This window comes from Vulcaniibacterium gelatinicum (assembly GCF_008033445.1).
Taxonomy (GTDB): Bacteria; Pseudomonadota; Gammaproteobacteria; order Xanthomonadales; family Xanthomonadaceae; genus Vulcaniibacterium_B; species Vulcaniibacterium_B gelatinicum.
In genome coordinates this window covers 167,682-180,448 of sequence record NZ_VNKO01000004.1, presented here as the reverse complement: position 1 = coordinate 180,448, position 12,767 = coordinate 167,682, and the positions used below count along the sequence as shown (strand labels likewise).

Annotated in this window: 8 protein-coding genes and 2 pseudogenes; 5 read left to right on the top strand and 5 right to left on the bottom strand. The window is 71.6% G+C overall.

The genetic code is table 11. The annotated features are described in order from the left end of the window. A pseudogene (locus FPV26_RS12610) lies at positions 1 to 596 on the top strand (transmembrane repetitive protein); the annotation flags it as partial. A gap of 85 nt (positions 597 to 681) precedes the next feature. Here the strand turns inward: FPV26_RS12610 and FPV26_RS04240 are convergent. Continuing rightward, positions 682 to 1,122 carry a c-type cytochrome gene (locus tag FPV26_RS04240; RefSeq protein ID WP_147652470.1) on the bottom strand — a complete coding sequence of 147 codons (441 nt, stop codon included), beginning with the start codon at positions 1,120 to 1,122 and terminating at the stop codon, positions 682 to 684. Positions 1,123 to 1,130: 8 nt separating this feature from the next. Then, the gene (locus tag FPV26_RS04235) at positions 1,131 to 1,472 is read right to left on the bottom strand and encodes a c-type cytochrome (RefSeq protein ID WP_147652469.1); all 342 of its coding nucleotides are present in this window, start codon (positions 1,470 to 1,472) and stop codon (positions 1,131 to 1,133) included. Positions 1,473 to 1,698: 226 nt separating this feature from the next. Here FPV26_RS04235 and FPV26_RS04230 point away from each other — a divergent pair, with 226 nt between their 5' ends. From FPV26_RS04230 to FPV26_RS04220, 3 genes and pseudogenes are all read left to right on the top strand, one after another. Further along, positions 1,699 to 2,847 carry an efflux RND transporter periplasmic adaptor subunit gene (locus tag FPV26_RS04230; RefSeq protein WP_147652468.1) on the top strand — a complete coding sequence of 383 codons (1,149 nt, stop codon included), beginning with the start codon at positions 1,699 to 1,701 and terminating at the stop codon, positions 2,845 to 2,847. Between the two features lie 14 nt (positions 2,848 to 2,861). After that, positions 2,862 to 6,278 (top strand): annotated as a pseudogene (locus FPV26_RS04225) (efflux RND transporter permease subunit); the annotation flags it as partial. Then, positions 6,275 to 9,370 (top strand): efflux RND transporter permease subunit, encoded by a 3,096-nt coding sequence (locus FPV26_RS04220; protein ID WP_147652466.1) that lies wholly within the window; start codon positions 6,275 to 6,277, stop codon positions 9,368 to 9,370. The pseudogene FPV26_RS04225 and the gene FPV26_RS04220, both read left to right, overlap by 4 nt. Before the next feature lie 51 nt (positions 9,371 to 9,421). On the opposite strand, the gene FPV26_RS04215 is transcribed toward FPV26_RS04220, so the two are convergent. The 3 genes from FPV26_RS04215 to FPV26_RS04205 form a co-directional block, all read right to left on the bottom strand. Continuing rightward, positions 9,422 to 10,648 carry a TraB/GumN family protein gene (locus FPV26_RS04215; RefSeq protein ID WP_147652465.1) on the bottom strand — a complete coding sequence of 409 codons (1,227 nt, stop codon included), beginning with the start codon at positions 10,646 to 10,648 and terminating at the stop codon, positions 9,422 to 9,424. A gap of 90 nt (positions 10,649 to 10,738) precedes the next feature. Then, positions 10,739 to 11,554, bottom strand: coding sequence for a TatD family hydrolase (locus FPV26_RS04210; protein ID WP_147652464.1), 816 nt, complete (start codon positions 11,552 to 11,554; stop codon positions 10,739 to 10,741). A 3-nt stretch (positions 11,555 to 11,557) separates the two neighbouring features. Continuing rightward, positions 11,558 to 11,782 carry a DUF6116 family protein gene (locus tag FPV26_RS04205; protein WP_147652463.1) on the bottom strand — a complete coding sequence of 75 codons (225 nt, stop codon included), beginning with the start codon at positions 11,780 to 11,782 and terminating at the stop codon, positions 11,558 to 11,560. A 162-nt stretch (positions 11,783 to 11,944) separates the two neighbouring features. Here FPV26_RS04205 and FPV26_RS04200 point away from each other — a divergent pair, with 162 nt between their 5' ends. Continuing rightward, the gene (locus FPV26_RS04200) at positions 11,945 to 12,757 is read left to right on the top strand and encodes a glycine zipper 2TM domain-containing protein (RefSeq protein WP_181952548.1); all 813 of its coding nucleotides are present in this window, start codon (positions 11,945 to 11,947) and stop codon (positions 12,755 to 12,757) included. Positions 12,758 to 12,767 lie beyond the last annotated feature (10 nt).

The window sequence follows — 12,767 nt, the reverse complement described above, 5'->3', positions numbered from 1 at the left end:
CGGGCGCGCGACCGGCGCCGTCGCCCACGCGCGACGGCGCGCCGACGGAGGCGGGCACCGCGGGGCGCGGGCCCACGCCGAGCGCGGCGCTGGGCAGCCGGCCGGCTGCGGCCAGGTCGGACGACTGGGGCATCGGCACGCGCGAACGGGCCGGGGGGCAACCCGGCAGCGGCACGCGTCCCGGGCTGTACGACGACGAAGGCCGCGCGCGCCTGCCCTCCGGTCCGGGCAGTGCGGGCGGACGCGCGCCCGGCACGGTCGAGGAGCGCATCGCCGACCTCGACCGCGCCGGCACCTGGCTGCGCCGTCCGCCTTACGACTACACCCCGACCGTGTTCGACAAGTACTGGCGGCCGCACGAGTCGCTGCTGGCGGAGTGGGTGCGGCGCAGCGTCCGCACGGTCACGATCCCGATCCCGGGCACGTCGAAGCGGCTGGTTTGCAACGTGGTCGTGCTCGCGGTCGGCGGCGCCTGCGACATCGTGGATCCCAACCTCGAGGAACAGCCGGCGACCGCACGGCCGCCGCCGGACATCCCGTTCAAGCCGCACCTGCAGGAAGACAACGGCAGCGTGCGCCCGCCGCCGGGCGGATGAGGGCGTGCGGAGCCTGGCGCGTGGCGCCTGAAACGGAAACGGCCCGCGCGTGGCGGGCCGTTCCGGAACGATGGAATCCGGTGGCTCAGTACTGGCCGGACAGATCCGAGAGCTGGCCCGGGCGGCTGGCGAAGTACGCCGCCAGGTCGGCGATCTGCTGGTCGTCCAGCGGCTGTGCCTGGCTGGCCATCAGCGCATTGTCGCGGTCGCCCTTGCGGTAGGCGATGAGCGCGTGCGCCAGGTAGTCGGCGTACTGGCCGCCGAGCTTGGGGTAGGACGGATCGATCGGCGTGTTGCCGTCGGCGCCGTGGCAGTCCACGCAGGCCTGGCCGGTGGCGGCGTTCTTGGTGGTGGCGAGCTGCTTGCCGATCTCGGCGCGGCCCGTCGGCAGGCCGGCGGAGGACGACTTGGGCGCGGCGCCGGACTCGGCGCCGGCGGCGTGTTCGGCTGCGGGCTCGGACTTGCCGCAGGCGGTCAGGGCGAGCGAGGCGGCGAGCGCCGCGATGGCGAGGGTGGTCTTCGTCATGGGGCGGCTCACTTGGCCTTCTTCAGGTTCGACAGATAGGCGGCGATGTCGGCGATGTCCTGGTCGGAGAAACTCTGGGCCTGGGCCTGCATCGTCGGGTGCTTGCGCTTGCCCTGCTTGTACTCGGTCAGGGCGTTGACGAGGTACTGCGCCGACTGGCCGCCAATCTTGGGCACGTGGTAGGTCGGGTACGCGTTCTGGTAGCCCTCCACGCCATGGCAGCCGCGGCAGGTATAGGTGAGCTGCTTGCCCTTGTCGGCGTTGCCGGCGGCGGCCGGTTGCTGTGCGGCGGCGATGAACGGAAGGAAGGCCAGCGCCAGGGTGGCGGCGATCGGCAACGGTCGCGTCATGTGGTGTGTCCGCAGGTTGGCTCGGGAACGCGCCGGCATGAATGCGCGGCGCACAAGCGCTGCAGTATAGCTTGCCGCTTCTTTGCAACCCAACCGCCGCCACCCGCATCAGGATCGGGGAGGGGGCGTCGATCAACCGGCACCCGTCACCATGACCTTCGGCGCATGGCCGCCGGGAGGGGTGGTGATATACATGCCTATAACACCAATGGGGTTCCACCACGTCATGCATATCCAGACCTCCATCCCCGGCCGTTCCCGCCTTGCGGCCGGTGCCGTCCTCCTCGGCTGCGCGCTGGCCCTGGCGGCTTGCGGCAAGGGCGGTCCCGCCGATGCCCAGGCCAAGGCCAAGGACGAGAAGAAGGGGCCCGAGGCGATCCCGGTCGAGGTCGCCAGTGCGGCCCGGCGGCCGATCGCCGCCCGCTACACCGGCACCGCGCCGCTGGAGGCGCGCGGCGAGGCGATGGTGGTGGCCAAGACCTCGGGCGTGGCGCTGCAAGTGCTGGTCGAGGAAGGCCAGCCGGTGCGCGCGGGCCAGACCCTGGTCCGGCTCGATGCCGCCCGCTCCGCGCTCAGCGCCGCGCAGTCGGCCGCGCAGGTGCGCAAGCTCGAGGCCAACTACGAGCGTTCGCGCCGGCTCGCCGAGCAGAAGCTGATCAGCGCCAACGACATCGACCAGATCCGCTACGACCTGGAGAATGCGCGCGCCGCCTGGCGCCGCGACAGCCTCGAGGTGGCCTACGCCAACGTCACCGCGCCGATCTCCGGCGTGATCGCCGAGCGCATGATCAAGCCCGGCAACTACGTCGCCGCCAACACGCCGATCTTCCGCATCGTGGACGATTCGCGCCTGGAGGCGGTGCTGAACGTGCCCGAGCGCGAGCTGGCCACCTTGCGCGCCGGCCTGCCGGTGACGATGGAAGTGGACGCGATGCCGGGCCGGCGCTTCACCGGCGTGATCGACCGCGTGGCACCGGTGGTGGACGCCAAGAGCGGCACCTTCCGCGTGGTCGCGGCGTTCGCGGGCGGCGGCCAGCTCAAGCCCGGCATGTTCGGGCGCATCAGCGTGGACTATGACCAGCGCACCAACGCCCTGACCGTGCCGCGTGCGGCGCTGCTCGAGGACGAGTCCGACCCGGCGGTGTTCGTGGTTCGCCAGGGCAAGGCCATGCGGGTGCCGGTCAAGCTCGGCTACCTCGACGGCGAATGGGCCGAGATCCGCGGCGGCCTGAAGGACGGCGACCAGGTGGTCACCGCCGGCAAGGTGGCGCTGCGTGACGGCGCGCAAGTGCAGGTGCTCGGCCAGGCCGCGGCCGCCAAGCCGCAGGTCGCGGCCAACGCGGACGGCGCGAAGAACGGGGGCGTGTCCCGATGAAACCATTCCCCAGCGGCGGCGGCCTGGTCGAGTTCTCGACCCGCCGCCGGGTGACCATCGCCATGGTCACCCTCACCTTCGTGCTGTTCGGGCTGATCGCGCTGCGCGACCTCAAGGTCAACCTGCTGCCCGACCTCAGCTATCCCACGCTGACGGTGCGCACCGAGTACGCGGGCGCGGCGCCGGCCGAGATCGAGACCCTGATCACCGAGCCGGTCGAGGAAGCGGTCGGCGTGGTCAAGAACCTGCGCAAGCTGAAGTCGGTCTCGCGCACGGGGCAGAGCGACGTGGTGCTCGAGTTCGCCTGGGGCACCGACATGGACCAGGCGAGCCTGGAGGTGCGCGACAAGCTGGAGGTGCTGCAGCTGCCGCTCGAGGCCAAGGCGCCGGTGCTGCTGCGCTTCAATCCCAGCACCGAGCCGATCATGCGCCTGGTGCTGTCGGCCAAGGCGGGCGTCGCCGATCCGCTGGCGGCGCTGAAGGCCCTGCGCCGCTACGCCGACGAGGACCTGAAGAAGAAGCTCGAACCGGTCGAGGGCGTGGCCGCGGTGAAGGTGTCCGGTGGCCTGGAGGACGAGATCCAGGTGGACATCGACCAGCAGAAGGTTGCCCAGCTCGGCCTGTCCATCGACACCGTGATCAACCGCCTGCGGCAGGAGAACGTCAACGTCTCCGGCGGCCGGCTGGAGGAGGGCACGCAGCGTTACCTGGTGCGCACCGTGAACCAGTTCGCGGCGGTGGACGAGATCCGCGACCTGTTCATCGCCAATATCGCCGGCGCGACGGCCGGCGCCAACGGCAACGGCGGGGCGGACGGCACTGCCGGCGGCAACCGCGCTGCCGCGGGCCAGGCCGGTGACGGCGCGGCCGTGCCCGGTGCGGGCCTCACCCCGGTCTACCTGCGCGACATCGCCGAAGTGCGCCAGGGGCACAAGGAGCGCGAGGCGATCATCCGCCTCGGCGGCGAGGAGGCGGTGGAGCTTGCCATCTACAAGGAGGGCGACGCCAACACCGTGGCCGCGGCCGACGCGGTGAAGAAGCGGCTGGAGGACCTGAAGTCGCAGTTGCCGCCGGACGCCGAGCTGACCACCATCGACGACCAGTCGGTGTTCATCCGCAGCTCGATCCGCGAGGTGCAGAAGGCCGCGATCGAGGGCGGCCTGCTCGCGATCCTGATCATCTTCCTGTTCCTGCGCGATGGCTGGAGCACGTTCGTGATCTCGCTGTCGCTGCCGGTCTCGATCGTGGCCACGTTCTTCTTCATGGGCCAGCTCGGGCTGAGCCTGAACGTGATGTCGCTGGGCGGCCTGGCGCTGGCCACGGGCCTGGTGGTGGACGACTCGATCGTGGTGCTCGAGTCCATCGCCAAGGCGCGCGAACGCGGACTGGGCATCCTGGAGGCGGCGATCGCCGGCACCCGCGAGGTGAGCATGGCGGTGGTGGCCTCGACCCTGACCACGATCGCGGTGTTCCTGCCGCTGGTGTTCGTCGAGGGCATCGCGGGCCAGCTGTTCCGCGACCAGGCGCTGACCGTGGCGATCGCGATCGCGATCTCGCTGGTGGTGGCGATGACCCTGATACCGATGCTGTCCTCGCTCAAGGGCCGGGCGCCGATGGCGTTCCCGGAGGAGCCGCCGCATCCGCGCTGGCAGCCGGACAAGCGCTGGCAGAAGCCGCTCGCGGCCACCGGCCACGGCATCGGCGCGACCGTGCGCGGCCTGGTGTTCGGCGCGGCCTGGCTGGCGGTGCGGGCCTGGCGCGTCGCGGTGCGCCTGGTCGCGCCGGTCATGCGCAAGGCCAGCGACCTGGCGATGTCGCCCTACCACCGCGCCGAGCGGGGCTACCTGCGCCTGCTCCCGGCCGCGCTGCAGCGGCCGGCGCTGGTGCTCGGCAGCGCCGCGCTCGCCTTCGCCCTGACCCTGGCCGCGATCCCGCTGCTCGGCGCCGACCTGATCCCGCAGCTGGCGCAGGACCGCTTCGAGATGACGGTGAAGCTGCCGCCCGGCACGCCACTGCGCGAGACCGACGCGGTAGTGCGCGAACTGCAGCGCCGTCACGCCGACGAGCCCGGCCTGCACGCGCTCTACGGCGTGAGTGGCAGCGGTACGCGCCTGGACGCCAACCCGACCGAGTCCGGCGAGAACATCGCCAAGCTCACGGTGGTGATGGCCGACGGCGGCAGCGCCGGGACCGAGGCCGCGCTGACCGAGACCCTGCGCGGCGCGATGCAGGGCGTGGCCGGCGCCGAGGTGGACTTCAGCCGCCCCGAGCTGTTCTCGTTCTCGACTCCGCTCGAAGTCGAACTGCGCGGGCAGGACCTGGCCGAGATCGAAACCGCCGGGCGCAGGCTCGCCGCGTTGCTGCGCCAGAACCCGCACTATGCCGATGTGAAGTCCACGGTCGAGGAGGGCTTCCCCGAGATCCAGATCCGTTTCGACCAGCAGCGCGCCGCGGCGCTCGGCCTGACCACGCGCCAGATCGCCGACCAGATCGTGCGCAAGGTGCGCGGCGAGGTCGCCACCCGCTACAGCTTCCGCGACCGCAAGATCGACGTGCTGGTGCGCGCGCGCGAGTCCGATCGCTCCTCGGTCGAGGACATTCGCCGCCTGATCGTCAACCCCGGCAGCGACCGTCCGGTGACGCTGGACGCAGTGGCCGACGTGGTGGCGACCACCGGCCCGAGCGAGATCCACCGCGCCGACCAGGTGCGGGTGGCGATCGTCTCGGCCAACCTGCGCGGCATTGACCTCGGCACCGCGGTGCAGGAAGTGCAGCGCATCGTCGAGGAGAACCCGCTCGGCACCGGCGTGCGCATGCACATCGGCGGCCAGGGCGAGGAACTGGCGCAGTCGGTGGCCTCGCTGCTGTTCGCCTTCGGCCTGGCCGTGTTCCTGGTCTACCTGGTGATGGCCTCGCAGTTCGAGTCGCTGCTGCACCCGTTCGTGATCCTGTTCACCATCCCGCTGGCCATGGTCGGCGCGGTGCTGGCGCTGCTGCTGTCGGGCTCGCCGGTGTCGGTGGTGGTGTTCATCGGCCTGATCCTGCTGGTCGGCATCGTGGTCAAGAACGCGATCATCCTGATAGACAAGGTGAACCAGCTGCGCGAGGAGGGCGTGCCCAAGCGCGAGGCGCTGGTCGAGGGCGCGCGCTCGCGCCTGCGCCCGATCATGATGACCACGCTGTGCACCCTGTTCGGCTTCGCGCCGCTGGCGATCGGCGCGGGCGAGGGCGCCGAGGTGCGCGCGCCGATGGCGCTGACCGTGATCGGCGGCCTGACCGTGTCCACCCTGCTGACCCTGGTGGTGATCCCGGTGGTCTACGACCTGCTCGACCGCCGCGCCGACGCCTGGTACGCCGAGCGCGGGCGCCGCAACCGCGCCGCCGCCGAGGCCGCGCGCGCCGGCGGTGAACCGGAGGGCGAACCGGCATGAGCGTCGCCGAACTCAGCCTGAGGCGGCCGGTCACGACCACGATGCTGTTCGTGTCGTTGTTCGTGGTCGGCCTGATCGCGGCCCTGCGCCTGCCGCTGGAGATGTTCCCGGAGGTCTCGCCGCCGTTCATCATGGTGCAGGTGCCGTACACCGGCTCCACGCCGGAGGAAGTCGAGCGCACCGTGGTGCGCCCGATCGAGGAGGCGCTGTCCACGCTCACCGGGATCAAGCGCATTGACGCCAGCGCGCGCTCGGACGGCGCCAACATCTTCGTCCAGTTCTCGGACTGGGACCGCGACGTGGAGATCGCCGCCAGCGAGGCGCGCGAGCGCATAGACGCGATCCGCTCGGAGCTGCCGGAGGACCTGCAGCGCTACTTCGTGCTCAAGTTCTCCACCAGCGACCAGCCGGTGCTGAAGGTGCGCCTGGCGAGCAAGACCCTCGACCTGACCCGCGCCTACGACCTGATCGACCGCGAGTTCAAGCGCCGCATCGAGCGCCTGCCGGGCGTGGCTCGGGTGGACGTGTCGGGCGCGCCGCCGAACGAGGTCGAGATCGCGGTGGACCCGGACCGGATCGAGGCCCACGGCATCGCCCTCAACGACCTCGCCCAGCGCCTGCGCTCGGTCAACTTCTCGGTCTCGGCCGGGCTGATCGACGCCGACGGCCAGCGCCTGCGGGTGCAGCCGGTCGGCGAGCTGCGCGACCTGGACGAGCTGCGCGAACTGGTGATCGGCGACAACGGCCTGCGCCTGCGCGACGTGGCCGATGTGCGGTTCAAGCCGCAGCGCATGGACTATGGCCGGCGCCTGGACGGCAAGCCGGCGGTCGGCCTGGACATCTTCAAGGAGCGCAACGCCAACCTGGTGGACGTGGCCAGGCGCGCGCTGGAGGAGGTGGACCAGATCCGCCAGGCGCCGGAGCTGCGCGACATCGAGGTCAACATCATCGAAGACCAGGGCGAGGGCGTGACCAGCTCGCTCAAGGAACTGGCCGAGGCGGGGCTGATCGGCCTGGTGCTGTCGGTGATCGTCCTGTACTTCTTCCTGCGCCACTGGCCCTCGACCCTGATGGTGTCGCTGGCGATCCCGATCTGCTTCGTGATCACGCTCGGCTTCATGTACTTCGCCGGCGTGACGCTCAACATCCTGACCATGATGGGCCTGCTGCTGGCGATCGGCATGCTGGTGGACAACGCCGTGGTCGTGGTCGAGAGCATCTACCAGGAGCAGGAGAAGTACCCCGGGCAGCCGTTCCGCGCCGCGATCGTGGGCACCAGGCACGTGTCCATCGCGCTGTCGGCGGGCACGCTGTGCCACTGCATCGTGTTCGTGCCCAACCTGTTCGGCGAGACCAACCAGATCAGCATCTTCATGGCCCAGATCGCGATCACGATCTCGATCTCGCTGCTGGCTTCGTGGCTGGTCGCGGTCAGCCTGATCCCCATGGCCGCGGCGCGGATGAAGACCCCGCCGGCGGTGCGCGACGAGCGCAGCGCGATCAGCCGGCTGCAGCGGCGCTACGGCGACTTCCTGGCCTGGACCCTGCGCCACCGCGGCTGGAGCGTGCTCGGCATCCTGCTGATCATCGTGGTGAGCCTGGTGCCGATGAAGTTCACCAAGTTCGACATGTTCAACGAGGAGGCGGGCGGCGAGACCGAGGTCTACTACCAGTGGAAGGGCGCCTACACCAAGGAGCAGATCTCGGACGAGGTGGGGCGCATCGAGCAGTTCCTCGAGCGCAACCGCGCCAAGTACCGGATCACCCAGATCTACTCGTTCTTCAGCGAGCAGGGCTGGGCCGGCACCATGCTCAAGTTCGACACCACCGACATCGCCGAGACCAACCGCCTGGTCGAGGCGCTGCGCAAGGAGCTGCCGAAATCGGCGCGGGCCAACATCGGCATCGGCAACCGCGGCGGCCCGGGCGGCGAGGGCGGACAGGGCGTGCAGGTGCAGCTGGTCGGCGACTCGGCCGAGGCCCTGCTCGAGATCGCGGAGGCCACGGTGCCGATCCTGGCGCGGCGCAAGGAGCTGCGCGACGTGCGCGTGGACGTGGGCGACCGCAACAGCGAGCTGGCCGTGCGCGTGGACCGCGAGCGGGCCGCCGCGTTCGGCTTCAGCGCCGAGCAGGTGGCGAGCTTCGTCGGCATCGCCCTGCGCGGCGCACCGTTGCGCGAGTTCCGCCGCGGCGACACGGAGGTGCCGGTGTGGATCCGCTTCGCCGGCGCGGAAGGCTTCGGCGCCGAGGACCTGGCCTCGTTCACCGTGCGCTCGCCCGACGGGCGCAGCGTGCCGCTGCTGAGCCTGGTGGACGTGTCGGTGCGCCCGGCGGCCACCGAGATCCAGCGCACCAACCGCCAGACCACCATCGCGATCCGCGCCAACCTCGCCGACAAGGTCACCGTGCCCGAGGCGCGCAAGGCGATGGAGCAGGTGATGTCCTCGCTGACCCTGCCGCCGGGGTACTCCTACACCTTCGAGGGCGCGTTCCAGGAGGACGACGAGGCGATGCAGCAGATGCTGTTCAACCTGCTGCTGGCGCTGGTGATGATCTACGTGGTGATGGCGGCGGTGTTCGAGTCCATGCTGTTCCCGGCCGCGATCATGAGCGGCGTGCTGTTCTCGATCTTGGGCGTGTTCTGGCTGTTCGCGCTCACCGGCACCGTGTTCAACATCATGTCGTTCATCGGCATCCTGGTGCTGATGGGCGTGGTGGTGAACAACGGCATCGTGATGATCGAGCACATCAACAACCTGCGCCGGCGCGGCATGGACCGCACCGAGGCGCTGGTGGCCGGCGGCCGCGAGCGCCTGCGCCCGATCCTGATGACGATGGGCACGGCGATCCTGGCGATGGTGCCGATCGCGCTGTCGAACACGCAGATCGGCGGCGACGGCCCGCCGTACTACCCGATGGCGCGCGCGATCGCCGGCGGCCTGGCGTTCTCGACCGTGGTCAGCCTGTTGTTCCTGCCGACCATCTACGCCATCCTCGACGACATCAACCACGGCATGACCCGCCTGGTCGCCCGCGCCCGCGGCCGGCGCGAGGTGCCCGCGGCGGCGGTGGCGGCGTTGAAGGCGGAGTGATCCGGCGCGGCCCCTTCCCCCGTTCGCGGGGGAAGGGGCGGCGGAAGGGCTTCAGCCCAGCAGCCGGCCCAGCATCCTGGCCCCGCCCAGCCACACCCCGAGCGCGGTGCCGAGGCTGGTGAGGAAGAAGTTGACCAGCACCCGCGCCACCCGGTTGCGGTACCAGCCGCGCAGGGTCTGCACGTCGTCGCGCAGGGACAGGAAGTCGGCATAGGTCGGCTTGCGCACCCAGGCCTCGACGATCGCGCTGACCGTGCCCGAGGCCAGCGCCGGGTGCAGCGGGGTGAGCGGCGAGGCGAGGAACGCGGCCAGGATGCTGAGCGGATGCCCGCCCGCCAGCGCGCAGCCGACCGCGCCGAGCGTGCCGGTGAGCAGCACCCAGTACAGCATCAGCTCGCCGCCGACCGCGAGCCCGCCCTGCCACACGCCCCAGGCGAAGCCGCCGAGCAGGAACGCGGCCAGCGCCAGGGTGAACCACGGGATCTTCGAGCCTTCCGGCACCGTCTCCAGTTCGGCGCGGACCTGCGCCGGCGCCTCGCCGCTCTCGCGCAGATGCCGCGCAAGCCCCTGCAGGTGACCGGCGCCGACCACCGCCAGCACCTCGCGCACGCCGGCGCCGGCGGTGGCTTCACGCAGGCGCGCGGCCATGTAGCGGTCGCGCTCGGCGATCACGCTGTCGTACAGCGCCGGGCTGTCGGCGGCGAACTCGCTGAAGCTGGCTTCGAGCAGGTCGCCCTGCTTGAGTTTCTCGATGTCGTGGTCGCCCACCGCCTCGTCGGTGAACAGGGAGGCGACCAGGCCGCCGCCGAGCTTGGCCCGGCCCCACCAGCCCAGCCGCGCCGAGGCGCGGCGGAAGGTCAGCCCCACGTCGCGGTCCACCAGGTACAGCGGCAGGCCGCGGGCCCGGGCCAGCTCGGCCGCGCGCCGCAGCTCCGCGCCGGGCTCGATCCCGAGCTGCTCGGCCAGCCGGCGCTGGTACGCCGCCAGGGCGAGGTTGGCCGCGAACATCGCCGCGCGGCCCTCGCGCAGCACCTTGACCAGGTCGAGGCCCGCCAGCGCGTCCGGATCGGTCAGCGACTGCAGGCGCTGCGGATCGAGTTCCACCGCCACCGCATCGTAGCGACCGCTGGCGATGGCCGCGTCCACCGCGTCCACGCTCGCCTTCGACACGTGCGCGGTGCCGAGCAGGGTGTAGCGCACCCCGTCGCGCTCGACCACGGCGTGCGGTTGCCCGGCGACCGGGTTGTCATCGTGCGGCGCAGGTTCTGAGGCGGTCATCGGCGGGCGCAGGGCGGACGGCGGAAAACGCAGCAGGATAGTCGCTCGCCGCGCGTGGCGCCAAAACCGCGGTTCCTCGCGCGTGCCTGGTCAGCCCGCCGCGGCCGGCGCCGGGAGCGTTCCGGCCGGCGGCAACCGGAACAGCCGCTCGGCGTTGCGGGTGGTGACGGCGGCGAGTTCGTCGGCGGGCATGCCGCGCAGTTCCGCGATCGCCGTCAGCACCTGCGGCAACCGTGCCGGCTCGTTGCGCTGGCCGCGGATGCCGGCGTCGGGCTGGTCCGGCGCGTCGGTTTCGAGCAGCAGGAACTCCAGCGGCATCGTCGCCGCGAGCGCGCGCAGCCGGTTGGCGCGCGGGTAGGTCACCGGGCCGCCCAGCCCGACCAGGATCCCGAGCCGCCACAACTGCCGCGCCTGCTCGGCGCTGCCGCCGAAGCTGTGCACCACGCCGCGCACCACGCCGTCGGCGGCCGTGCCCGCGATCCTGCGCACGGTCGCGATCACCGCGTCCACCGCGCGCCGCGCGTGCACGATCACCGGCAGGTCGTGGTCGCGCGCCAGCGCGAGCTGCGCCTCGAACCAGCGTTGCTGCGCGTTGCGGTCCAGGGCCTCGACGAAGTAGTCCAGGCCGCATTCGCCGACCGCGCACGGCCGCTCGCGTTCGATCCACTCGCGCAGCTCCGCCAGATGTTGCGGGCGGTGCGCCGGCAGCGCGACCGGATGCAGGCCGTAGGCCGGATACAGCCCGGGCGCGGACGCGCACACCGCGCGCAGCTTCGGCCAGCCGGCGGCCTCCACCGCGGGCACGATCTGGCGCATCACGCCGGCGGCCCGCGCACGGCGCAGCACGGCCTCGCGGTCGGCGTCGAACTCGGCCGCGTCCAGATGGCAATGGCTGTCCACCAGCATCGTTCAGTGGCTCGCGTCGCGGTCCCCGGCCGGCCCGCCGGACTTGCGCCGCTTCCAGTTCGCCAGCAGCAGCGTGCCCAGGCCGAGCACCAGCTCGTCGATGAAGGGGATGGGGTCGAACGGCCACAGCACGCTGAGCGCGAAGGCGAGCGCGGTCAGCTTGAACAGGGTGGGGTAGCGCAGCGTGCGCGCCCATTCGAGCAGCGGCAGCAGCAGGGGATGGGCCATCGGCGTCTCCGGTTCGTGCGGCGGCACGCTAGCACGCGCCGGCCGCCGATTCAGTTTCCGGCAAGCCATGCCCCGCCGCGTGGAGGGCTGGTTCAGCTTGCCGGTGCTGCAATCGGCCCCGAACCCAGGACGCGGGCGTGCACCCGCACAGGAGGCCACATGTTGAAGAACAACACCCTGGCCGTCGCGTTGGCCGCGCTGCTGGTCGGCGGCGTCGCCACCGCGGCCTTCATGAACAACCGGGCGTCGCGCGATGCCGGCGATGCCGCGGCCGTGCCGGAACAGGCGACCGGACTCGACGCGGGCGCGGACCTGGCCGCCGACGACAGCATCCCGGCCGGCGGCCGCCTCGAGTACGCCGAGGTGGTGCGCGTGCAGCCGATCACCGAGAAGCAGCCGCTGTATGCGACCGTGATCGGCACCGAGCCGGTGCGCGAAACCAGCACCACCACCACGCCGCGCCAGGTGTGCCAGGACGTCGTGGTGCAGGAGCGCCTGCCCGAGCGCGACGGCAACGTCGGCGGCACCGTGGCCGGCGCGATCATCGGCGGCGTGATCGGCAACCAGGTGGGCGACGGCAGCGGCCGCAAGCTCGCCACCGCGGCCGGCGCCGCGGCCGGCGGCTACATCGGCAACCGCATGGACCGCAACCACGTGGGCGGCCAGGTGGTGACCCGCACCGAGCGGCAGTGCCGCACGGTCAACGACACCAGCACCACCAGCCGCACGGTGGCCTGGAACGTCACCTACCGCACGCCGGACGGCACCATCGGCACCATGCGCACCGGCAGCAAGCCGGGCAGCCGGATCTCGCTGGGCACCGAGGACAAGGTCGTCGCCTACGACGTGACCTACCGTTACGACGGCCGGGAGCAGACGATCCGGATGGAGGACCAGCCGGGCGAGCGCCTGCCGGTGATCGACGGCAAGGTCGTCACCCAGGTGGCGTCGGTGGACGGCGGCGACCGCGGCTGACCCTGCGGGC